We start from the raw sequence: 23013 nt of genomic DNA, 5'->3' as shown, positions 1-23013 counted from the left end.
CTCCGCCACCGGAGCGCATTCCGCCTCCTCCGCCGCCGAAGCCGCCGCCTCCTGATCTGAAACCGCCGCCGCTGCTGGAGTTATTGAAACCGCCACCGCTGTTCCTGAATCCGCCGCTGTTGTTTCTGAAACCGCTGTCGTTCATTCTCGGCTGGGACTGTTGCTGGTAATTGTAATTTGGCTGCGTATTGCGGAATCCGCCCTGTGACCTGAAGCCGCCATTGATGCTTCCCTGTCTCATGCCGCCGTTACTCCCCCTGAAGCCTCCGTTGGTTCCTCTGAAGCCGCCATTCATGGTATTTCCATTCCTGAAGCCTCCTGTATTGTTTTCGTTTCTGAAACCACCCGCACTCATTCCGCTTCGTCTGAAGCCTGATGCTGAGGTTACACCGTAACGGTTGGCAAAGCTTCCATAATTGAATCCTCTTCCGCCGGAAGAGCTCCTTCTGTAAATCGGGCTGTTATAATAACCGTTGCCCCAGTATCCGCCGCCATAGCCCCATCCGTACGGGTATCCGTATCCCCAGTAAGGGTTATAGCCGCCATACCAGCCGCCCCAGCCCATATTCCAGGGAGAGCCCCAGCCCCAGCCCATGTTCCAGCCGCCGCCCCAGCCCCAGGACATTCCCAGGCCCCAGCCGCCGCCGTAGCCCCAATATGGGCTATAGCCGCCATACCATCCGCCCCAGCCCCAAGGAGATCCCCATCCCCATGAGTTGTCGTAATAGTTGGTCTGGCTTCCGGCATACATTCCCCAATCGGAGTCTGTTGCTGTAGCGTTCCAGTCGTAATTGTTCCAGTCATTGTATTTCCCTTCTCTGGAATTCATTTCTGCATTCTGAACCAGATTGGTGTCATCCTGATAATAGTTGTACTCTTCTCCTACCCTGTTTCCTCTGTCATTGATAATCACTCCTTCAGGAAGCGTGTCTTTGTTCGGGTCGTAATATACGCCGTCCGTCTCGCTGTAGCCACCCATCTGGGCACCGCAGGACATCATCAACAATCCGCCTGAAATGGCCAGAATCCCTTTGGATTTCAGCATGCCAAGCAGATTTTTATGTATATTTCTTTTCATGATAACGTAAAAATTTTTAATTTAAATTATATTTGCAGTCTGTACCAAAAATGTACCATTAACCGGGTACAAAAAATCTATCAAAAATAGATTTTTATTTTTAGATAACAACAAAAGGAAAAAGTTAAATAAATTTTAAAAAATAATGGCAAAATTAACCTCAAGAAGCGAAGATTACAGCAAATGGTATAATGAGCTGGTCGTAAAGGCCGACTTAGCCGAAAACTCAGGGGTAAGGGGCTGTATGGTAATCAAACCGTATGGCTATGCGATCTGGGAAAAAATGCGTGATGAAATGGATAAAAAGTTCAAGGAAACAGGACATGTGAATGCTTATTTCCCGCTTTTTGTGCCCAAAAGCTTGTTCGAGGCTGAAGAAAAGAATGCTGAAGGTTTTGCCAAAGAATGTGCTGTCGTTACCCACTACCGGTTAAAGACAGATCCGGACAATCCTTCCAAGCTGATTGTGGATCCGGATGCCAAACTGGAAGAGGAACTGATTGTACGCCCTACTTCAGAAGCCATCATCTGGAATACCTATAAAAACTGGATACAGTCTTACCGCGACCTGCCGATCCTCATCAACCAGTGGGCCAATGTGGTACGGTGGGAAATGAGGACCCGCCTGTTTCTAAGAACGGCGGAATTCCTCTGGCAGGAAGGCCACACGGCACATGCTACCAGGGAAGAAGCTGTTGAAGAAGCGGAAAAGATGAACAAAGTCTATGCAGATTTTGCAGAGAACTTCATGTCTATTCCGGTAATCCAAGGGTTGAAAACTCCTTCAGAGCGTTTTGCCGGAGCTGACGAAACGTACTGTATCGAAGCCCTGATGCAGGACGGAAAAGCCCTGCAGGCAGGAACTTCCCATTTCCTGGGACAGAATTTCGCAAAGGCATTTGACGTGAAGTTCACCAACAAAGAAGGAAAGATCGAGCATGCGTGGGCCACTTCATGGGGAACTTCCACGCGTCTGATGGGAGCTTTGATCATGACGCATTCCGATGATTTCGGATTGGTGCTGCCTCCTACCCTTGCACCGATACAGGTGGTGATCGTTCCGATCTTCAAAGGAGAAGAGCAGCTGGCACAGATCAGCGAAGTGGCACTGGACATTCAGGCCAGACTGAGAGCAAAAGGAATTTCCGTGAAGTTTGACAACGATACCCAAAACAAGCCGGGCTGGAAATTTGCAGAATATGAACTGAAAGGGGTTCCGGTAAGGATCGCCATGGGACCAAGGGACCTTGAAAACAAATCTGTGGAGATTGCCAGAAGGGATAACCTTACCAAAGAAGTGCGATCCATCGAAGGACTGGATTCCTATATCGAAGACTTACTGAAAACCATTCAGCAGGATATTTATAACAAAGCCTTTGAGTTCAGGAAAAACAACATTACCAAGGTGGATACGTACGAAGAATTCAAAAAAGTCCTCGAAGAAAAAGGCGGCTTCATCTATGCCCATTGGGACGGAACTGCTGAAGAAGAGGAACAGATCAAGGAAGAAACGAAAGCGACGATCCGTTGTATCCCGCTGGATGACGATATCGAGGCCGGAACTTCAATGGTTTCCGGCAAACCTTCGGCAAGGAGGGTCTTGTTTGCCAAAGCATATTAGACCTAGCCCTTACCTGTCCAGAAAAATCTTTAGAAATCATCCGGTTTCTAAAGATTTTTTATTTATAACCCTATTTGGAGAAATTTTTGATGCATACAGAATACATTAATCCAAAATACTATATTATGTCATTAAACATCATTGATCTCATTAAAGGACAGCTGGGACCTGCACTGGTTTCCCAGACGGCAGCCCGGTTCGGAGAAAGCGAATCCGGAATTTCAAAAGCGATATCAGGTTTCCTGCCTGCAGTAGTCGGTGGCCTTGCCAATGATTCAGACAATCCTCATGTGCTGGATGGCATCAGCCAGGCTTCGCAGGCCGGTGTTTTGGGAAATCTGGCAGACGGTGCCCATAATACTCATGTTTCCGGTATCCTGGCCACTATTTTCGGCGATAAGGTAAGCGGGCTGGTAAATGCCGTAGCAACTTATGCGGGGATCAGCAACAGCTCATCCGGTGCATTACTGAATACCGTTACTGCAGCAGCAGTGGGTGCAATCGGGAAATATGCAGCAGACCAGAATCTGGATAAAGCAGGAATTTCCAATCTGCTGAGGGAACAAAGAGGATCCGTCTCTTCACTGTTGCCGGCAGGACTTTCCTTTGCCGCTCTAAGCATGGGCGACTGGGATGCCCGATATAAATTTGATAATGACAGGGATGCGATCCATCTGGCTTCTCATGAAGCCCCGAAACCGGAAGTGACGCGAAGTGTTGCTGCTGAAGGAACTTTCCCGGACAGGCCTCGCAAGGAAGACGGATCCATCTGGAAATGGCTTCTCCCGCTTCTGCTTCTTCTGGCAGCCGGTTATTTCATCTGGCAGCAGTGTGAAAAGAAAGAAACCACTACCACCACTACCGTAAATGATTCAGGAACTGTAGTAACCGACAATACCACCGCTGTTCCGGCTGCCGATACAATGGCTGCGGCAACTGCGTCAAGAACAGATGAAGATATTGATCTCAACGGTACTGCTCTGAAAGGCTACCGGGGAGGAATGGAAGACCGTATGATTGCGTTCCTGAAATCGGATAATTATAAAAATGCAGCAGATGATGCTGTCCTGAAAAATACATGGTATGATTTTGACCATGTCAACTTCAAGACCGGCAGTGCCACCGAACTGGAAGCAGGTTCCGAAGGACAGCTGCAGAACCTGGTAGCCATCCTGAAGGCTTATCCGGATGCAAAAATAAAAATCGGCGGGTATACCGACAAAACCGGAAACGAACAACTGAATATGAAACTTTCCGCAGACCGTGCCGCTTACATTAAATCCTGGCTTGAAAAACAAGGCGTAGGATCCCAGGTAACGGGAGCCGACGGATACGGAAGCGAATTCGCCAAAGTAGATGCCGGTGCATCTGACGCAGAACGTGCCGTAGACAGAAGAATGGCCGTAAGGTTTTCCAAATAATACCTTTCAATCATGATAAACCAATCCCGGAAATTTCCGGGATTTTATTATGCCTGTTTGGTGATTTTCATTTATTTAATTACATTTGTTAGCCTTTTCTAACATTTTTATGAATCTAAAATTAAAAAACGCCTGGCGACAGGATAAGACGTCCCATTCCCTGTCGGAAGCCTATGCTTCGGTAAAAGTTCCGAAAGATGCGGGCTTCTGGAAAAAATACCTTGCCTTTGCCGGTCCCGGACTTATGGTGGCCGTTGGATACATGGACCCCGGAAACTGGGCCACCGATATTGCCGGAGGTGCCCAGTTCGGGTACACCCTGCTCTCCGTTGTACTCATTTCCAATCTGTTTGCCATGGTGCTCCAGCATCTGTCGGTAAAGCTTGGCGTGGTTGCGGAAAGGGATCTTGCTCAGGCCTGCAGGGACCATTTCAGCCCTGTTACCAACTTTATTCTCTGGATATTCTGTGAAATAGCCATTGCCGCCTGTGACCTTGCAGAAGTCATCGGTTCTGCGATTGCCCTCAATCTCCTTTTCCATATCCCGCTCACGTGGGGAATTGCCATTACAACGGTAGATGTCTTCATTATTTTAATGCTTCAGGCTAAAGGTTTCCGGTGGATCGAAAGCATAGTCGGCGGGCTTATTTTCCTGATCCTCGCCTGCTTTGTCTATGAACTGGTGATTTCAAAACCTGCCGTCAATGAGCTGCTTGGCGGTTTGGTCCCAAGCGCAGAGATCGTTAAGAATCCGGCCATGCTGTACATAGCCATCGGCATTCTGGGAGCCACGGTAATGCCCCATAACCTGTACCTGCACAGCAGCATTGTCCAGACCCGGGATTATAACCGGGACCGGGAGGGAAAAAAAGAAGCGATTAAGTTTGCTACGCTGGACAGTACCGTTTCCCTGATGCTGGCCTTTTTCATCAACGGGGCCATTCTTGTCCTGGCTGCAGCTACCTTCCATGTTACCGATAATAAGGATGTTGCGGATATCCATGATGCGTATAAAATGCTGACGCCTATTCTGGGAGCTTCCATGGCCAGTATCGTTTTTGCAGTTGCTTTGCTTGCCTCGGGACAGAATTCCACATTAACAGGAACACTGGCCGGCCAGATCGTTATGGAAGGTTTCCTCAATATCCGGCTGAAACCCTGGCTGCGAAGGCTGATTACGCGGCTGATTGCCGTCATTCCCGCCATGATTGTTGCCATTCTGTACGGTGAGGAAGGCACTACCGACCTACTGGTCCTGAGCCAGGTAATCCTGTCCATGCAGCTGAGCTTTGCCGTTGTGCCACTGGTAATGTTTACCAATGACAAGGCCAAAATGGGGGAATTTGTAAACGGTCCGGTTCTTAAAACATGCGTTTGGGTGATTTCCTTCATCATCATTGTGCTGAATGTATACCTGCTGTACCAGACGTTTGCCGGAAAGTGAAATGAGTGGTGAATCTCGCTGTGCAAGTCAATTCTGCTGTGCAGGTGAATTTTCCCACGGACAAAAATTGACCATTGATCCAAAGGAATTGACCATTGACCATAAGTGAAAGGTGAATTTCACTGCGCGAGCCAAGTTAGGAACTTTTTAGGTGTGGACGCAGACCTGGAGACTATGCCGTATGTGGACACGGGCATGATGCCCGCGCCAGCGGTGAATTCTGCTGTGCAGATGAATTTTCCCACGGACAAAAAATTGACCATTGACCTGCAGGAATTGCCCGTTCACCCAGCACAATTCCTGCACGGAAGCTGTTCTGCAAACGTTTTATGCCTAAATGTCCGGATTTTTTATTTGGCAGTATCTTTGTGAATCATTAGGAAAATAAGTATTGAATTATGGAAAATCAGGATATCAACGAAGAAAGCATCAATCAACAGGAAGAAACAAACGGTCAGCATGAAGCGGCACCGCAGGACAATGTGACAGCAAAACCTTCTCCAGAGGAACTTTTGGCAGAAGAAAAAGACCGTTACATCAGGCTGTATGCCGAATTTGAAAACTATAAGAAGAGAACCTCCAAGGAAAAAATGGAGTTCTTTCAGTATGCCAATCAGGATATGATGGTTTCTATGCTCGGCGTGCTGGATGATTTCGAAAGAGCATTGAAAGAAATTGCCAAAAACGGGAATCCTGCCGATCTTCAGGGCGTGGAACTGATCTATAACAAGTTCAAAAGCAAGCTTATGGAGAAAGGACTGAAACCTGTGGAAGTGAATGCCGGCGATAGCTTCAATGTGGATTTCCATGAGGCCATTACTCAGATCCCTGCTCCTACCGAAGAGCTGAAAGGAAAAATCGTGGATGTTATCGAGACCGGATATACCCTGGGCGATAAGGTAATCCGTTTTGCCAAAGTAGTTACCGGAAATTAAAATCTAAGCAATAAGTAACGGGTAATAAGCAATCAGATATTACTCATTATTCATTACTAATTACTCATATATAAAAATGTCAAAGAGAGATTATTACGAGGTTCTGGAGATCAGCAAATCTGCATCGGCCGATGAAATAAAGAAAGCATACCGTAAAATGGCGATCAAGTATCACCCTGATAAAAATCCGGGCGATAAGGAGGCTGAAGATAAATTCAAGGAAGCGGCTGAAGCATATGAAGTGCTGAGCGACGAGCAGAAACGGGCAAGATATGACCAGTTCGGCCATGCAGGCATGAGCGGAGGCGGTGGCTTCGGCGGAGGCGGTTTCGGCGGCGGAATGAACATGGAAGATATCTTCAGCCAGTTCGGCGATATTTTCGGCGGTGGTTTCGGCGGATTCGGCGGCGGCGGCGGTGGTCGTCAGCAGGTAAAAGGTTCCAATTTAAGGATCAGGATCAAACTGAACCTTGAGGAAATGGTGAACGGTACCCAGAAAACCATCAAGGTAAAGAAAATGAAAATGGCGGAAGGTGCCACTTCAAAGACCTGCCCTACCTGTGGCGGTTCCGGAGTCCAGCTGAAAGTCATGAATACCATGTTCGGACAGATGCAGACGCAGACCACCTGCGGAACGTGCCAGGGAATCGGTAAAGTAGCCGATAAAATCCCGGCCGGCGCCAATGCGCAGGGTCTGATCAAGGACGAAGAGGAAATCTCCATCAACATTCCGGCCGGAGCCAGAGACGGCATCCAGCTGAATGTAAGAGGCAAAGGAAATGATGCCCCTTTCGGCGGTATTGCCGGAGACCTGCTGGTAATTATCGAGGAAGAGGCAGACCAGACCATCAAGAGAGAAGGCGACAACCTGCATCAGGAACTGTATATCTCGTTTGCTGAAGCGGCACTCGGAACCAAGAAAGAAGTTCCTACCGTCGGTGGAAAAGTAAAGATCACGGTCGACCCCGGGACGCAGTCGGGGAAAATCCTGAGGCTGGCCGGAAAAGGCCTTCCCAGCATCGACAGCTACGGAAAGGGCGATATGTTCATCCACATCAATGTATGGACTCCGCAGAAACTTACCAAAGACCAGAAAGATTTCTTCGAAAAGCAGATGTCCAGTGGGGAAATGATAGCCGAACCTTCCGGAAAAGAAAAAACGTTCTTTGATAAGGTAAAAGATTTATTTAATTAACAGACGATGGACCTGAGACAGAATCAGGGTAACCGTTAAGGTTCACATGATATAACAGCTAAAGGATTCTCCAGGGAATCCTTTTTTGCTGACATCCTATCTCGGATAGTTAGACTGCCTTTATGCCAATCAGGAAAGGATAGAAGGAAACACGGCAGTATACCTAATGTAAAAAAAGAAAATCCTGTCACGGCATGACAGGATTCACTATTTAAAAACAGGTATGCTTGTTTATTTTTTCACAGCCACTGAATAAATGCCTTTGCCTGCAGTAAACAAAGCTACGGTAAGGAGTCCGCCGGCAATTCCGAATACGGCTTCTTTCAGTACATCCGGCCAGGAAGGGAACAGATGATGGAAATAATCAATTCTGTGGGCAAAGATACCGCCGGCTACCAGGATCAGGGCAATGGTACCGATAACCCCAAGGGCTTTGATCACAATAGGTAAGGCCTTGACCAGGAAATGTCCCAGTTTTCCGAAAAATCCTTTGTCATTGCTTTTTTTGATCAGCTTGAATCCGGCATCATCCATCCTTACGATCAGTGCAACAATCCCGTATACGCCTACCGTAGCGATAAATGCCACGAAGCTGGTCACCAGAATCTGTGTAATGAAAGGATGGCTTTCCTCCAGTACGGTTCCCAGCGCAATGATAACAATCTCGATGGAAAGAATAAAGTCTGTCGTAATCGCGGATTTTACCTTTGCTTTTTCCATCTCTTCAGGGCTCTGTCCTTTTGCTTCTTCGATTTCAGCTTCTACTTCATGGCCTTTTTTATCCCGGTGAAAAAGAAATTCGATAATTTTTTCCATTCCTTCGAATGACAGGTACAGGCCACCCAGGATCAGTACATAATTGATTGCCGGTGCATAGATCCAGTTGAGTAAAAATACAACCGGAAGAATAATCAGTTTATTAATAAAGGAACCCTTGGTAATGGCCCATAACACAGGAAGTTCCCGGGATGAGAGAAAGCCGGTTGCCTTTTCCGCATTTACCGCCAGGTCATCCCCGAGGATGCCGGCTGTTTTCTGAGTAGCCACTTTACTCGTCACCGCTACATCGTCCATCAATGCCCCGATATCATCCAAAATCGCAAAAAAGCCAGATGCCATAGTTTTAATATTTTTTTAATGTTTGTTAATGCTCAGCAAAAATAAATATTTTAATTCTAATTGTTCTATGATTCCGCCGGGTTTTATAGCAAGCCGGAACATTTTAAAATTAATGTACTTAAAACACTGGATTCTCAAATAACCGGCCATATTCGTGATACAGCAGTAATCAGTTTCATCATTTTACAAATCTGCTTATTATAAGCTGATAAATAATCCCGCAGAATACGGTGATTACGCAGATTGACATTCCATAAGAATCTGCTTAATCCGGCAGCGCATATTTTAAGGGAGAATGTAAAATCCGGTATAAAACAGACCATTATAATTAGAGAACAGAGCCTTCTTATTTGAATATTTCAATTAAAGATTTGTTTATATTAGCAAAGAAAATAACATGGAAATCAGTTTTACCATAACATGAAAAAATATTTCCTCCTTTTCCTGCTGATCAGCAGTTTTTTATCTGCTCAGGAAATTACGGATAAAAAGGAATTCAGAAAATGCAGAAAGGTGTTTTCAAAAAAGATCTGTTTGTCTGATGAAGATAAAGATACATTAATGTATTATCTGGATAAATGCCCGAAAGAAAACGGACCTGCTGAAAACCTTGGCTGCCCTTTTCCCGATGCAGATGCAGACGGAATTCCGGATACAGATGATGCATGCCCGGATAGTAAAGGGCCAGCTGAAAACAACGGATGCCCCTGGCCGGATACCGATGGCGATGGAATTTCTGATAACATCGATGCCTGCCCCACAATCCCTGGTGTTCCGGCAGAAAGGGGCTGTAATTGTGCCGACTATTTTAAGAAAGAAGAAGAAGCCCTTTCTGCATTTAAGAAAAAAAACACTGATGAAAAGCAAAAATTCTCTACGTTACGGAAAGCCATTTTCAGTAATATTCCGAAACCACTGCTTGCCGGTAAAAGTATGTATGTAAGCGTATATGTTTATCCCTTTATCAACGACAATCTCAATAGCCAGTGTTCTTCAAGATCTACTTTATTTCATGACAAAAATAGGTTTCTGGATCAATTGTTCTGGTCTGAAGAAGCGTTCAAATCGATTGCTGAACATTTCCACAAAAACCTGATCCCTACAATAGGTCCAAATGCGTTCAGGACCATTAGCAAAGATCTTCTTAAAGCAATAGAAGAGAATGACTACTATTTTATGCTGAATTTTCCTGAAATTACGTCCCGTAACGAGACCGGCATTTATTACCCGGGAAATATAGAGAAACCGGAATTTGATATTTCATCGACAAGATTAGCCGTCGATTTTTTAAATTATGAATCAAAAGATGAGGTGACCGCTAAGTTTTATAAATTTAAAGATGAGTATTTCTACACCTATCAGTACATCGGTCATCAATGGAAATTAATAAACACAGAAGAACACAGGAACTAAAATAAAATAAAATGAAATGGAAAAAAACAGTGCTCCTTCTGATTCCTGTGCTGAGCTTTGGGCAAAGAGACATCGGTATGGTGGAATGTACGGTAAAATCCCTCAAAACCACATGCCTGGAAAGTTCAAAACTCATATCTGAACTCAGGTATAAAGTCCGGCATTCAGACTATGGAGGAGCAAAAATCGACAAGGTGTACGGACGTTTCGAGGATTTGAAAACAGGATTGTCTGACCGGGATTTTTACCGGAACAATATTATCCTTCCCTGTGAACAATTACTATACGATCGGCAAAACGGTGTTTATTACGCCCTGGAAAATGATGATAAAAGAACGTTTTATTTTATTTATGCATCTGATAAATTACGCTATAAAGGGACAGAAGACCTGAATCAGGTTAAATCAGTCAATACGGACGCTGAGGCAAAATACCTTCTTCTGTACAGCAGATCACATGCCCATGAGGAAGATTACGAAGCGCAATACTATTATTACAATCCGGACGGTACATTAGCATACAGTTTTCACCAGAGGGCCGACGAGTTTGATGAATTTACCTATGGATATGACAGAAGTTCAGACTATCATACTGTTTTTAAGAACGGTGTCCTGTGGAAAGAATATGCAAGTTACCGGGAAGACGATAGTATAGAACAGACCGTTACAGAGTATGTGCTCCCTGAATCTTACCGGCTGGATAAAAAAAACCGGCCTTATCTGAAAGAATCAAAATTTACAGTAAAAAACAGGAATTGCAGCTGTGAGGAAGGCTATGTTACAAAAACGGAAATATGGGCGGATAATAAATGTATGCCGCCGGTCATTTTAGACTGAAGCAAGCGTGAAATCATGTCCTGAAGTCTGATTCCGATTCTCTTTTTCCGTATCTTTATTCCATGAAAAAGCTGATTCTCGATTACCGTTTTTTTATCTTATGGGCAATCGCTTTTGTTTTCAGTTCATGCAATACAAGGAAATTCAAAGTCTGGGTGGGAACCAATAACGAGCAGAAAATCTACAACCTGAAATATGGTGAACACAAGCGGCAGAAGATGGATGTTTTCCTTCCGTCCGGTTATGCTGAGACCTCACCTGTGGTCCTGCTGATTCATGGCGGCGCCTGGACGCTGGGGAAAAAGGAACACCTGATCCAGATCCAGAAGATGCTTTTCAAAAACAACATCCCGAGCATCAATATGAACTACCGGCTGGTTTCCCGGGCAAAGAAAATTACCTACCGTGAACAGCTTGAGGACATCGGCTCTGCCATTGCGAAGTTCAATACCCTGGCTCAGAATGCCGAACTGCAGCCGGACAACTACATTCTTCTGGGTGAAAGCGCCGGCGGCCATCTGGCATTGCTGTATGGTTACCGGAATCCCGGCCAGGTTAAAAAGATCATTTCCCTGAGCGGGCCTACCGACTTTTATTCGCCGGACTACCTGAACTCATTTTATTCCAGGTATTCGTCACCAACGATACAGAAAGTCGTGGGCGAGCCGTTCAACCGCAAAAGCCTGTCCGGAGAATTTAAGAAAGCCAGCCCTATTGCCAACATTTCTGATGTCCCTACCCTTTTCTTTCAGGGAAACCGGGATTTTCTGGTGAATCAGAAGCAGGCACTGGCCCTCGACTCGGCATTGACGGCACGCCAGATCCGCCATAAATTTATTTTTATGGAGAACACCGGCCACGCGCCCCGGTTTTTCAGCAGCACAAAAAGGGACAGCATCATCTACCCCAATATCCTGGACTGGATACAGGATGACCCCGAAAAGACCCGTATGCCGTAAATAAAAAACCCGTTCACGAGAAACGGGTTTTATCTGTTATGTTGCTGAATGATTTATTTTTCATCATCAAAATTATGGTTTTCATATTTTGAGAAATCCTGCTTCTTCCCGAAAAGGAATTTGATAATGATAGGCACCGTGGTAATCAGGACAATCACAATGATGATCAGTTCCAGTTTTTTCTTGAGATCGATACCGAACTGGTCGATAAAGAGTTTATCAAGGTAATGACCGGCAAAGATTAATAGGAATGACCACAGTACAGCACCGATGACATTATCCCTGAAAAAATCTTTCTTATCCATTTTCACGATTCCGGCAACAATCGGGGTAAACGTTCTTACCACCGGCAGGAACCTTGCCATAATGATGGCCAGTGCCCCGTTCTTCTCGAAAAAGTCGTGTGCCTGATACAGGTATTTCTTCTTAAACAGCCAGTTATCCGGTTTTTTGTACAAGGTAGAACCTGCTTTACGGCCGAAATAATAGCCTACTTCATTTCCTACAATGGCAGCCAGTGCCACAGATGACGCCAGGATCAGGGTATCAAAGAAATCGCTTCCCGTAGAACCGAAGGTGGCCTGGATGATATCAATGGAATAAATTCCCGAAACAAAAAGCAAAGAGTCTCCCGGAAGAAAAAATCCTACGAAAAGGCCGGTTTCGGCAAAAATGATAAACAGGATCAGCCAGAACCCGCCGAGTTTGATGTAGAACTCAGGGTTTAATAAATCTTTCCAGTTATTGAAGTCTTCCATACGTTTTGATAAGCAACAAAAATAAGCTTAATAAAGATCAAAAGGAAATTTATTATAAGATTTTAACGAAAATTAAACACTGCTTACAAATCCATATCATCGTCTGAAACGGCTGTACCGTCAGCCATCAGAAACGCTTTGAGGAAAGGCGTAAGGTTCCCGTTCATCACGGAATCCACGTCTGAAGTTTCAAACCCTGACCGGACATCCTTCACGAGCTTGTACGGGTGCATCACGTAGTTCCGGATCTGGCTTCCCCACTCGATCTTCATCTTATTGGCTTCGATTTCATTACGGGCCTTGAGCCGTTCTTCAAGCTCCATTTCATATAGCCTAGAACGGAGCAGCTGCATGGCCTTTTCCTTGTTCTGAAGCTGGGAACGGGATTCGGAGTTTTCAATGATGATCCCTGTAGGCGCGTGACGGAGACGGACTGCCGTTTCCACCTTGTTTACGTTCTGCCCTCCGGCACCGGAAGACCTCATCGTTTCAAAGCTGATGTCTGCAGGATTGATGTTGATCTCGATGGTATCATCTACCAGCGGGTAAACATATACGGATACAAAACTCGTGTGGCGTTTGGCATTGGAATCGAAAGGCGAAATCCTTACCAGCCGGTGTACGCCGTTCTCGCCTCTCAGGTAACCGAAAGCAAATTCACCTTCAATTTCCAGGGTCACTGTTTTTACGCCGGCCACATCGCCTTCCTGGAAGTTCAGTTCCCGGATTTTGTAGCCCTGCTTCTCTGCCCACATGGTGTACATCCGCATCAGCATGGAAGCCCAGTCGCAGCTCTCGGTTCCCCCGGCCCCGGCTGTGATCTGCAGGACGGCAGACAGCTCGTCGCCTTCATTGGAAAGCATGTTCTTGAATTCCAGGTCTTCTATCTTTTCTACCAGCTGAGGGAAGGTGTCATCAAGTTCCTTCTCGGAATCCGGGTCTTCTTTAGCAAAGTCGACCAGCACCTGGATATCCTCAAACTGGGTATGGATTTCTTCATAGGCTTCCACCCATTTCTTTTTGGAACGGAGCTGTTTCAGGAAAGCCTCGGCTTCTTTCGGATTGTCCCAGAATTCCGGAGCAGCGGTTTTTTCGTCGTCATTCGCTATTTCTATCTTCTTCTTATCGATCTGAAGATATTTATGTAAGTCATCAATCCTTGATTGAATTTCTTTGATCTGGTCGTTGTTGATCACAATGTTTATTTTTGCAAAAATAAGAAATTTTATTCCCTTATCATGGGATTGTGAGCGGTTCGGAAATGAAATCGTGAAAACTTTTGTTCCCTGCAGCGGAATGATAAAAATTTCGCTGTAAAAAGAAAGCAATCAGCTGACGGGGCCCAACCGGTTCATTGAAAGCGGATATGCTGGTGAATAAAGAAAATACCGATTTCATCCCGGCAAACCCGGTATCTGAAATATCCTTTCATTTGTGTCACGGGCTCACAACGGATCCCGATGGTACCGCCCGCAGCAGATCAATCATTTATACAATACTATTTCCGCATCGAAGAGTTTTTCAAAAAACCTTCCTGATTTTTTACTTTCTTTCCTGAAACCTGTCATGACCAGCAGATAATAAGCGGCCAACAGCATGATTACCGCGAGAAACACCTCTTCATAGTCCTGATCCTGTTTCATCAGGCTGGCTATCAGAAATAAGGTTACCGCCAGGCACCAGAACAGCAAAAAGGTTCTTACCGGGTTATGTAATTGCATCTTTACTTCGATCCTGGTTGCGGCACTGTCCTGCCGGATGGTCCCGGTATTCTGAGGCAGGAAAGAATTCCTGTTTTTTGAAACCCTGCTGATGGTGAAACCATTGCCATCAACAATACCTTCATAGGCTTTTGAAGGGCCGTTTCTGAAGGAACCTGCCGCTTTGTATCCGACGGAACGTGAAAGGATAGCCACTACTTCTTTTTCAGAGAGATGCGTGGCATAAATGATATGTTCAAAAGGAAAATATTTCATGGTCGTTATCGTATACCCTGACCGGGATCTGGAGCCCGGATCAGGGTAACGGGCAATCAGATGGACGGGTCGTTGTGAGGGAAACCGATAATGCGGCGCGGCTCCTCTACTGCTTTATAGGAATCCAGTTCCTTTTTAAGGCTGTGGATCCTGTACTGGAACTGGTCGGAATTATTGATCACGACATCCCTCAGGAATTTTTCAATCTGATTCAGGTATTCATCCGTCAGTTTTCCTGCAGCATCACGCAATGCGCCTTCCAGCAGGGTTGTATCGATCTTCAGCTGCTCGTTCCTGGTTTTATAGTACAGGTGTTTGATGCGTTTTTTCAGGCTCTGCGTAAAATCGATCAGCATGGTGTTGCTGAAGACTTTCATTTTAGCTGAAATCTCATTCCAGAAAGGAATCTGTTCGGCCTTGTTGTGTTTCAGGATTTTATAGAGCAATGAATCGTCATCCAGGCCTTTGGTCATGGCATACAGGATGATTTCCGACCGTTCTGCAAGGTTCGGCGGAAAAACGGGAATCGTTACATCAAATCTTCCCGGTGCCATGATTTCCTCATCCACCTCGGAAACCGTAGTAGCCGAGCCTATCATCAGAAGATCGCCCTGTTCAAATCTTGAAATGTGGTGCAAAATTACTTCCTGTGTAACCAGGTTACAGGCGGCAATGTTGTTTTCCGCTTTTCTGGCCATCATGATTTCATCAAAATCATCCATAAACAGGAGGACTTTCTCCTGTTGCATCATGGTAACCAGGAAATCATTGAAATTGGTCTGGCTCCCGTCTATATAGGACGTGCCCAGGTAATGCTTTTTCACTTCCCTGAACTGATAGCCGATAATCTCAGCGATCTTTTTTGCCCAGAATATTTTTCCGCTGCCCGGAGGTCCGTACAGGATGATCCCGGCCGGCCGGTTGATTCCCCAGTCACGGATCTGCTGCGGATTCAGGAAAGGTTCCAACACACCCGAAATATAAAAAAACAGGTCTCTGTATCCTATAAAATCCCGTTTCTGAAGGCTTGTCGTACTGCCGAAGTAATTGTATACGAACTGATAATTTCCGCCCAGCTTATTATCGATCCCATAACTGGAAACCGATGATTTGAAAAATCCATTATCGAAGATATTGGGGGCTGTTTCCTGCATGGCCTCTTCCACTTTTTCTTTAGGCTGGCTGATTTTTTCTGCAATCTGTCCGGGCGTCTTGTCTTTATCGAGGTCTTTTTCGTACCGTTTCAGAAAATCGATCTGTTCACGGGCAAACTTTTCAAAATCATCCTTTACTTCAAAATTGGTGCTGATGCATTCCGACAGCTCAAGATCAAAATCCTGGATAAACTGTTTGATGGCTTCTGCAGATATGTTCAGTTCTTTGGCAAGTTCAATCAATTTCATAGACACGTATAAGTTTATATTTCTTTAGCAGGCATCGAATTTTAAGCCAATTGCAATGAATGGGTGTCAGCATTGGATGATTCATCAACTATTGGATTCCGGTAAGCGGCGGCATGTGCTTTAATGCTAGAAGTTACAAAAGTTTTCTGACACATGAGCCGCAGGATTCAGACTTCCTGCTTCACTTCCGTAGCCAGGGTTGTCAAAGCCCTGATTCCTCACCCTGAAGTATGGATTGTGATGGCAAAAAGAATAAAGGAGTGAATATATCATAAAAACAGATGTCGGATGTTCAGTGAGCCTGATAGAAATGTAAGAAATATCCGGTTTTTCTGTTGATATGATCTGATATTTTCGTTTCAGTACATATTTATTCCGGTATCCTGATGCTGGTTGCTCAGCTATGGCTTGTGAGGGTAATATGGCGGTAAACTTCAACCATCGGCTTTCTTATGCTTTTCCAAAAAACAGACCTGGCTCCCTTACAATTTCCAGCTTGCCGGAATCCGGCGCATTTATAAGCTAAATGATCACAGATCCCAGACAATATCTGACTGATCTGTAACAATCTCCGGAAAGATGAGACTAGTATAAAGTAAAAACAATCACATGGAAAAAATTTTATCCGTCAGGAACCTGACTAAAAAATTCAAGAGAATCGTAGTGAACAACATTTCTTTCGATGTGGAAAAAGGAAATGTGTACGGACTGCTGGGACCGAACGGAAGCGGGAAATCCACCACTTTCGGAATGCTGCTCTCGACCATCAATCCTACCGATGGCGAATGGTACTGGTTCGGGAAAAAAGGCACTGATCCCGATACCCTGAAAAGGATCGGCGCCATCATTGAACAACCTAATTTTTATCCTTACCTGAGCGCGGAAACCAACCTGAAAATTGTTGCCGAGATCAAGGGTGCACCTTATCAAAGGATTGATGAAGTACTGGAAACAGTAGGACTGCTGGCACGGAAAAAAGATGCTTTCAAGACCTATTCCCTGGGGATGAAGCAGCGCCTGGCCATTGCCTCTGCCATGCTCAATAATCCGGACGTGATGATCCTGGACGAACCAACGAACGGGCTGGATCCGGAAGGCATTATCCAGATCCGGGAAATCATCAGCAATATTGCAAAAAAAGGGATCACCATCATTATCGCCAGCCACCTGCTGGATGAAATTGAGAAAATCTGCAGTCACGTGATCGTTCTCAAGGAGGGAAATTCCATCTACTGCGGACGGGTAGACGAAATAACGGCCAACAACGGGTATTTTGAATTGAAAGCAGATAACAACATCCCGTTGCTGAGCATGCTGGAAGAACTCCAGTGGTTCACTTCCGTGAAGCAGGACGGTGAGCTCGTGAAAGCCAAGCTCCGTGACGATGCCTCAGTTTCAGCCTCGCTGCTGAACCAGAAACTGGCAGAAAAAGGGATTTACCTTTCGCATCTAACCAAAAAGAAAATGTCTCTGGAATCCCAATTCCTGGAACTTGTAAAAAACACAAAATAAAAAGCCATGATCAAACTACTGAAACTTGAATATTACAAAAACCTGAACTACAGACCTTTCAAGGTTTTTACCATCCTTTATTTTGTCATCCTTATCGCACTGCTTTTTATAGGGCTGCTCGATTTTGAACTGATGGGCAATACGATCAACCTCAAAGAACAGGGCATCTATAACTTTCCGGAAATCTGGAACTTTACGACCTATATCGTCGCGCTGCTGAAAATTTTCCTGGGACTGATTATTGTTTTTTCCATCTCACAGGAATTCAGCAACCGGATGTTCAAACAGAATACGATCGACGGACTGAGCAGGACGGAATTCATTACCTCCAAACTATTGACCATTAGCGCATTTACCATTATATCAACTGTTATCGTACTGCTGCTCACTTTGTTTTTAGGCTATCAATATTCCAAGACCACTGAATCAGAAAAGGTATTCACCGAAATTTTCTTCATCGGGAATTACTTTGTAAAGCTTTTTACGTTTTTCTCTTTCCTGATGTTCCTGTCCGTACTGCTGAGAAAATCAGTGTTCGTATTCCTGGCCCTGTTTGTATTCTGGATCGTGGAAAGGATTGCATCCGGGTTGGAGATATTTACCAAAGTAAGAGGGATGCAGGGCCCGCAAAGAAATGAAGTGCTGCAGAATGATTTTTTCATCAGCCATCTTTTACCGCTGGAAAGCATGTCCAGCTTAATCCCCGCTCCTTTCGCCAGACTGAATGCCGCCAAAATGCTGGGCATGAAATACGAATTCCACTACCCTACGGAAAGCCTGATGGCCTGTCTGGTATGGTGTGCAATTTTCATCGCCGGATCGTTCTGGATCCTGAAGAAGAGGGATTGGTAATCGGTTCATTAATTAGACCAACACACATTTTAGATTATTTTTTTTAAGTGATCCGTCTACGGGTCACTTTTCTTTTTTACCGGTGTTTAAAAATGTATAGAGACTTCCATTTTTTTATTATCTTTATTAAAACCATACCCATGAAAAAAATCCTTTATGTTCCGGGAATGATCAGTGCTTTGCTGATACCGGCTGTATTCTGGTTCTATGGGAGCCAAAGCATTAAAAAAACTTATACCGTGATGGATCTGGGACTTCCTGCAAAAATAAAAAAGGGAGTGGAAAACGCACCGGACTCTTTTGAATCAGTCAGACACTGGAAATATAAAAAGATCATGGTCCGGCCCAATACCGCGCTGCAGCATCGTGCCTATTATGTTTCAGAGCTTAAAAAACTCCAGGCCGGAAAAAGAAAAGAAACCGGAATCGAGTTTGTAATTGGTGATCAAAACAACTATCAGGATATCATTGCCCTATTAGATGCCATGAAACTGGCAAAACAGGAATATTATGGAATTGATATGGAACAGACCCATCACCTGTTTGCTGTACAAGGGTACACAGACCCTGCCACAATTTATGAAAACACTATTGGTAGATGCGGAACCCGTTATGTGACAGACTATTATACGGAAAATGACAGAGGATTTGATTATATGAAATCTGTCACCGACCTTCCGGTGCAGGCTTACTACATCATTTTCGGGTTCCTGCTGTTCCTGAATATTTCCATGCTCAGCATCAGAGAAAACTTCCAAATCAAAAGATCACTTGCATGAAAAAGATCTTCTATCTACCGGGAATGATCAGTGCCTTTTTCATTCCTGTCCTGTTCTGGTATTATATCCATCCGTATATCGATACAACAAATTATAATATCATCGATATGGCTTTGCCCGCTAAATCTCATCATAAAAATACGGATCCTGCCGGTTTTGAGCCTTTGAGAAACTGGAAATATCAGAAAATACGGGTCAGCCCTCTGACAGCCAGTAAAAATTCGGAACTGTATGTTTCAGAAATAAAGGCATTACAGAAAAGGAATCAGAAAGAAACCGGAATTGAATTTATTCTCAGCAATACCAACACTTATGGAGACTTCGTTTCATTATTAAATGATGTGATGCTTGCACGGCAGGAAACCTATGCTCTGGATATAGAGAAAACAGGTCATTTTTTTGTTACGACCAACTATATCGATCCAAAGCCTGAGAAATCTGAATATGACGAATGCCTTCTCTGCGATGATACCATTTATGAAATCCATGACCCTGCTTCAGAAAAGCATTTTTTCCATTTTCAAAAATATAATCTGTCGTTCTATGAACATCTGACTCAGCTTCCACGGGGATCCTATTTCATTCTGTTCGGGTTCCTGCTTTTTCTGAATATTTGTATGCTCAGCATCAGGGAAAATTTTCTTACTGTAACAAAAAGATTGGCATAAAAGACAATGGTCTGAACAGAGAAAGGCTGCCTTCCGGCAGCCTTTCATCACTCACACTTTCACTTAAACACTATATAAACTATTTTTTATCGAGCAAAGAGATATAGTCTCCGTATCCTTTTGCTTTCATTTCGGCTTTCGGTACAAATTTCAGCGATGCACTGTTGATACAGTATCTCAGACCGCCTTTCTCTTCCGGCCCGTCGTTGAATACGTGTCCCAGGTGGGCATCACCGGTTTTGCTCCTTACCTCTACTCTGGTCATGCCTGCAGAGCGGTCCAGTTTTTCCTCAACCAGTTTTTTGGTGATCGGCTTAGAGAAGCTCGGCCATCCGCATCCGGATTCAAACTTATCAGTAGAGATAAACAACGGTTCCCCGGTGGTAATGTCCACATAAATCCCTTCGCGGGTTTCATCCCAGTATTCATTTTTAAAAGGCATTTCCGTACCGTTCTCCTGGGTCACATTATACTGCTCGGCAGTCAGCTTTTCCTTCAGTACTTTCTTATCCTGTTTCTTGTATGATGACTGCGCATCTTTTTTCGGAAGCGGGTTGGCATTTCTGGCCATTTCAAAAAGTCCCGGCTCAATGTGGCAGTAGCCTCCCGGATTCTTATCCAGGTAATCCTGATGGTAATCTTCGGCTTTGTAGAAGTTTTTCAGCGGAACGGTTTCCACTACGACAGGCTTGCTGTAATTTTTAGCCAGTCTGGCCACCTCAGCTTTTATGACAGCCTCCGTTTCCTTATCGGTAGAATAAATTCCGGTCCTGTACTGGTTTCCTCTGTCATTCCCCTGCTTATCGATGCTGGTAGGATCAATGGTTTTAAAATAAAGATCGATCAGCAGTTTCAGGTCTACCTGTTCCGGATCATATTTTACCTTTACGGTCTCCGCAAATCCCGTCGTATGGCTTACCACTTCTTCATAGGTAGGATTTTTGGTATTTCCGTTGGCGTAGCCTACTTCCGTTCCTACCACGCCTCTTACCTGCTGGAAGAAATGTTCGGTCCCCCAGAAACACCCTCCTGCAAAATACACTTCTTTTACATTTTTGTTGTCCATTACGGTCTCATTTTCTTTTATATTTCCGGTTGTCTTCATTCTTTTTGACTTTTCACAACCCGCAGCAAAAACAGCTATTCCCAGAATAACTCCGAGAAATACAAATAGGTTCTTCATCTTTATCTTATTGTTCATTTTTATGTTATTACAGGAATCTTTTTCAGCTCTTACGGCGACTGTATCCTTCTGCAAATTTCACACTAATTTTCAGAAATACAGCAATGATACGGTCTATCTCAATCATAGCATCCTGATGATTCCCTGCTTACTAATATATACGAAATAGACAGGGAAACGGATTTAAAAAAGCAGATATTTTTAATAATGCTCAGCCTGTATTCCGGCAGCTGGATTTTCCGGCAATTATTTTTAGGACCCCTCTGTCAAGCTGAGCTCACCATACCCTTTTCTTATCCAATCTCCCATTCCGTTTCCTGCATAATTACAACAGTTTTTCATCAGCTTCAGGCACACATTTGATACTGTTGATTGATTATTCAGCCGGATTCCCGGAATTCATATCTACTGATTAGATGATAAATTTCGCTGAAAGTTAATTTTTCAAGAAGGCCATCATCTTCAATTTTGAAAAAGGCTTCACCGGTGCGTCCCGGCAGCAGCATTCACCATTTGATCCTGGTCAATGGTCAATTCCTGCGGGTCAATGGTCAATTTTATCCGTTGGAAAATTCACCGGCATAGCAGAATTGACTTGCAAAGCAAAATTCACCATTGGCTCATGGTCAATGGTCAATTCCTGCGGATCAATGGTCAATTTTGTCCGTGGAAAAATTCACCTGCGAAGCAGAATTCACTTGCAAAGCAAAATTCACCATTGGCTCATGGTCAATGGTCAATTCCTGCGGATCAATGGTCAATTTTGTCCGTGGGAAAATTCACCTGCGAAGCAGAATTGACTTGTGAAACAAAATTCATCCGTGCAGCGAAATTCACCATTGCCACTTTCTGGAGCTTAATCGCGCTATCCACTCATACTCCTCGCGCCGGGCTGCTCCATGCTTGCCACCGCTGAATCCATCTGCATCCGGGCTCTCCACCGCTGCTGTGGGGTATCCGTTTCTATCGCGGCTAGGGCGGAAGCCTGTTCTCCACTTCCGTTATGCCGGTTTTTAAATAGGGCCATAAAATTTTCCTATAAATAACTGCATTGGATTGCAAAACAAGAACTTATGGAAATCTAAGGCAGTTGCCGGTCTTTTTACTGTTTCCAGGCAAAAATGTAACTCACTGATTTTCTGTTATTAAAATTCAGATGCAGTTCGATAAAGATAAAGATTAACAATGGAAACAGCTTACGGATGTTGTTTCCTGCGGAACTTTATATTTTTACGGAATCACCTTGTAAAATAAAAAGCTTCACAGCAGGACACTGTGAAGCTTTATCATAAAAAATAATAAATCAATTGTTGTTCTTTACCAGGATCCAGCCTGTAAAGGTCCTGCCGTCCGGTAAAGTCACTACATACCAATAGCTGGAAGTAGGAATCGCTCTTCCCTTCATGGTTCCGTCCCAATAAAACTGGGTATTTGAACTCTGCTCGAAAATCAGCATCTGGTAGCGGTCGAAGATTTTCACATTGGATAACCTGCTCCCGAATACATGGAGGTTTTTTACGATCCAGTGGTCATTCAGTCCGTCTCCGTTCGGTGTGATGGCATTTTTAATATCCAGTACAACGCCCTGCTGTCTCACGATACATTCGCTGTTCACATATTTCACATAGAAAGTGGTGATGCCTGTCGGAAGATTATAGAATACATTACCGGCCTGCCAGGTGGTCCCATCAATGGAATACAGGATGGTCTGGAGCCCTGTAGCCTGAACGGTAGCGGTATTTCCGTTAAAATCAAGGCTGGTAATCACCGGAACATCGTAATGCTTTATCTCAAAGGTATCCGTATAGGAACAGCCGTTGTCAGCAGTGACGGTCAGCGTATAGTTTCCGATGGTAGTAAT

20 protein-coding genes and 1 pseudogene are annotated in these 23013 nt (G+C 44.5%); 12 read left to right on the top strand and 9 right to left on the bottom strand.

All coding sequences use genetic code 11. The features are described 5' to 3' along the window. A partial coding sequence (locus QZ735_RS06970) for a hypothetical protein (RefSeq protein ID WP_294246071.1) occupies positions 1-1078 on the bottom strand: 1078 nt, incomplete at its 3' end. Positions 1079-1223: 145 nt separating this feature from the next. Here QZ735_RS06970 and proS point away from each other — a divergent pair. The 5 genes from proS to dnaJ all read left to right on the top strand — a co-directional run bounded on the left by proS (position 1224) and on the right by dnaJ (position 7694). Next, the gene (gene proS / locus QZ735_RS06965; RefSeq protein WP_294246068.1) at positions 1224-2699 is read left to right on the top strand and encodes a proline--tRNA ligase; all 1476 of its coding nucleotides are present in this window, start codon (positions 1224-1226) and stop codon (positions 2697-2699) included. A 125-nt stretch (positions 2700-2824) separates the two neighbouring features. Continuing rightward, the gene (locus QZ735_RS06960) at positions 2825-4120 is read left to right on the top strand and encodes an OmpA family protein (protein WP_294246065.1); all 1296 of its coding nucleotides are present in this window, start codon (positions 2825-2827) and stop codon (positions 4118-4120) included. Between the two features lie 109 nt (positions 4121-4229). Continuing rightward, a complete protein-coding gene (locus QZ735_RS06955) occupies positions 4230-5564 on the top strand; it encodes an Nramp family divalent metal transporter (RefSeq protein ID WP_294246062.1) in 1335 nt (444 codons plus the stop codon). Between the two features lie 398 nt (positions 5565-5962). Continuing rightward, positions 5963-6499 (top strand): nucleotide exchange factor GrpE, encoded by a 537-nt coding sequence (locus QZ735_RS06950; RefSeq protein WP_294246060.1) that lies wholly within the window; start codon positions 5963-5965, stop codon positions 6497-6499. A gap of 76 nt (positions 6500-6575) precedes the next feature. Then, a complete protein-coding gene (gene dnaJ / locus QZ735_RS06945; RefSeq protein WP_294246055.1) occupies positions 6576-7694 on the top strand; it encodes a molecular chaperone DnaJ in 1119 nt (372 codons plus the stop codon). Between the two features lie 231 nt (positions 7695-7925). Here the strand turns inward: dnaJ and QZ735_RS06940 are convergent, their stop codons facing one another. Then, the gene (locus tag QZ735_RS06940; protein ID WP_294246052.1) at positions 7926-8813 is read right to left on the bottom strand and encodes a DUF808 domain-containing protein; all 888 of its coding nucleotides are present in this window, start codon (positions 8811-8813) and stop codon (positions 7926-7928) included. Between the two features lie 573 nt (positions 8814-9386). On the opposite strand from QZ735_RS06940, the pseudogene QZ735_RS06935 reads away from it, so the two are divergent. The 3 genes and pseudogenes from QZ735_RS06935 to QZ735_RS06925 form a co-directional block, all read left to right on the top strand. Then, positions 9387-9584: pseudogene (locus tag QZ735_RS06935) on the top strand (thrombospondin type 3 repeat-containing protein); the annotation flags it as partial. A 653-nt stretch (positions 9585-10237) separates the two neighbouring features. Continuing rightward, positions 10238-11062 (top strand): hypothetical protein, encoded by an 825-nt coding sequence (locus QZ735_RS06930; protein WP_294246050.1) that lies wholly within the window; start codon positions 10238-10240, stop codon positions 11060-11062. Positions 11063-11124: 62 nt separating this feature from the next. Further along, complete coding sequence (locus tag QZ735_RS06925; protein ID WP_294246047.1) at positions 11125-12021, top strand: alpha/beta hydrolase; 897 nt, start codon at positions 11125-11127, stop codon at positions 12019-12021. 53 nt (positions 12022-12074) lie between these two features. On the opposite strand, the gene QZ735_RS06920 is transcribed toward QZ735_RS06925, so the two are convergent. From QZ735_RS06920 to QZ735_RS06905, 4 genes are all read right to left on the bottom strand, one after another. Then, positions 12075-12779, bottom strand: a complete 705-nt coding sequence (locus QZ735_RS06920) for a VTT domain-containing protein (protein WP_294246045.1) — start codon at positions 12777-12779, stop codon at positions 12075-12077. Between the two features lie 83 nt (positions 12780-12862). After that, positions 12863-13975: a peptide chain release factor 2 gene (gene prfB, locus QZ735_RS06915; RefSeq protein ID WP_294246042.1), complete on the bottom strand. Its 1113-nt coding sequence runs from the start codon at positions 13973-13975 to the stop codon at positions 12863-12865. 288 nt (positions 13976-14263) lie between these two features. After that, entirely contained in the window at positions 14264-14755 is a 492-nt protein-coding gene (locus QZ735_RS06910; protein ID WP_294246040.1) for a hypothetical protein, read from the bottom strand. Between the two features lie 56 nt (positions 14756-14811). Next, positions 14812-16158 (bottom strand): AAA family ATPase, encoded by a 1347-nt coding sequence (locus QZ735_RS06905; protein ID WP_294246037.1) that lies wholly within the window; start codon positions 16156-16158, stop codon positions 14812-14814. Between the two features lie 609 nt (positions 16159-16767). Between QZ735_RS06905 and QZ735_RS06900 the strand changes: the two genes are divergently transcribed. The 4 genes from QZ735_RS06900 (at position 16768) to QZ735_RS06885 (ending at position 19969) form a co-directional block, all read left to right on the top strand. Further along, positions 16768-17670 (top strand): ABC transporter ATP-binding protein, encoded by a 903-nt coding sequence (locus tag QZ735_RS06900; protein WP_294246035.1) that lies wholly within the window; start codon positions 16768-16770, stop codon positions 17668-17670. 6 nt (positions 17671-17676) lie between these two features. Next, positions 17677-18522, top strand: coding sequence for an ABC transporter permease subunit (locus QZ735_RS06895; protein ID WP_294246033.1), 846 nt, complete (start codon positions 17677-17679; stop codon positions 18520-18522). A gap of 140 nt (positions 18523-18662) precedes the next feature. Then, positions 18663-19301 (top strand): hypothetical protein, encoded by a 639-nt coding sequence (locus QZ735_RS06890; RefSeq protein WP_294246030.1) that lies wholly within the window; start codon positions 18663-18665, stop codon positions 19299-19301. Next, complete coding sequence (locus QZ735_RS06885; protein ID WP_294246027.1) at positions 19298-19969, top strand: hypothetical protein; 672 nt, start codon at positions 19298-19300, stop codon at positions 19967-19969. Before QZ735_RS06890 ends, QZ735_RS06885 begins: the two co-directional genes overlap by 4 nt. 79 nt (positions 19970-20048) lie before the next feature. Here the strand turns inward: QZ735_RS06885 and msrB are convergent, their stop codons facing one another. The 3 genes from msrB to QZ735_RS06870 all read right to left on the bottom strand — a co-directional run. Then, positions 20049-21152: a peptide-methionine (R)-S-oxide reductase MsrB gene (gene msrB / locus QZ735_RS06880; RefSeq protein WP_294246024.1), complete on the bottom strand. Its 1104-nt coding sequence runs from the start codon at positions 21150-21152 to the stop codon at positions 20049-20051. Between the two features lie 865 nt (positions 21153-22017). Next, entirely contained in the window at positions 22018-22179 is a 162-nt protein-coding gene (locus QZ735_RS06875) for a hypothetical protein (RefSeq protein WP_294246019.1), read from the bottom strand. A 276-nt stretch (positions 22180-22455) separates the two neighbouring features. Continuing rightward, on the bottom strand, positions 22456-23013 hold a 558-nt coding region (locus QZ735_RS06870), incomplete at its 5' end, for a T9SS type B sorting domain-containing protein (RefSeq protein ID WP_294246016.1).

Source organism: uncultured Chryseobacterium sp. (assembly GCF_913776365.1).
Lineage (GTDB): Bacteria > Bacteroidota > Bacteroidia > Flavobacteriales > Weeksellaceae > Chryseobacterium.
Note: the sequence above shows the minus strand (reverse complement) of the source record. Positions and strands in the feature narration are given on the sequence as shown.

Bases quoted from the DNA above. Each gene is read 5' to 3' on its own strand.
- proS (WP_294246068.1), top strand. From the start codon at position 1,224: ATGGCAAAATTAACCTCAAGAAGCGAAGATTACAGCAAATGGTATAAT.
- QZ735_RS06960 (WP_294246065.1), top strand. From the start codon at position 2,825: ATGTCATTAAACATCATTGATCTCATTAAAGGACAGCTGGGACCTGCA.
- QZ735_RS06955 (WP_294246062.1), top strand. From the start codon at position 4,230: ATGAATCTAAAATTAAAAAACGCCTGGCGACAGGATAAGACGTCCCAT.
- QZ735_RS06950 (WP_294246060.1), top strand. From the start codon at position 5,963: ATGGAAAATCAGGATATCAACGAAGAAAGCATCAATCAACAGGAAGAA.
- dnaJ (WP_294246055.1), top strand. From the start codon at position 6,576: ATGTCAAAGAGAGATTATTACGAGGTTCTGGAGATCAGCAAATCTGCA.
- QZ735_RS06940 (WP_294246052.1), bottom strand. From the start codon at position 8,813: ATGGCATCTGGCTTTTTTGCGATTTTGGATGATATCGGGGCATTGATG.
- QZ735_RS06930 (WP_294246050.1), top strand. From the start codon at position 10,238: ATGAAATGGAAAAAAACAGTGCTCCTTCTGATTCCTGTGCTGAGCTTT.
- QZ735_RS06925 (WP_294246047.1), top strand. From the start codon at position 11,125: ATGAAAAAGCTGATTCTCGATTACCGTTTTTTTATCTTATGGGCAATC.
- QZ735_RS06920 (WP_294246045.1), bottom strand. From the start codon at position 12,779: ATGGAAGACTTCAATAACTGGAAAGATTTATTAAACCCTGAGTTCTAC.
- QZ735_RS06910 (WP_294246040.1), bottom strand. From the start codon at position 14,755: ATGAAATATTTTCCTTTTGAACATATCATTTATGCCACGCATCTCTCT.
- QZ735_RS06905 (WP_294246037.1), bottom strand. From the start codon at position 16,158: ATGAAATTGATTGAACTTGCCAAAGAACTGAACATATCTGCAGAAGCC.
- QZ735_RS06900 (WP_294246035.1), top strand. From the start codon at position 16,768: ATGGAAAAAATTTTATCCGTCAGGAACCTGACTAAAAAATTCAAGAGA.
- QZ735_RS06895 (WP_294246033.1), top strand. From the start codon at position 17,677: ATGATCAAACTACTGAAACTTGAATATTACAAAAACCTGAACTACAGA.
- QZ735_RS06890 (WP_294246030.1), top strand. From the start codon at position 18,663: ATGAAAAAAATCCTTTATGTTCCGGGAATGATCAGTGCTTTGCTGATA.
- QZ735_RS06885 (WP_294246027.1), top strand. From the start codon at position 19,298: ATGAAAAAGATCTTCTATCTACCGGGAATGATCAGTGCCTTTTTCATT.
- msrB (WP_294246024.1), bottom strand. From the start codon at position 21,152: ATGAAGAACCTATTTGTATTTCTCGGAGTTATTCTGGGAATAGCTGTT.
- QZ735_RS06875 (WP_294246019.1), bottom strand. From the start codon at position 22,179: ATGGCCCTATTTAAAAACCGGCATAACGGAAGTGGAGAACAGGCTTCC.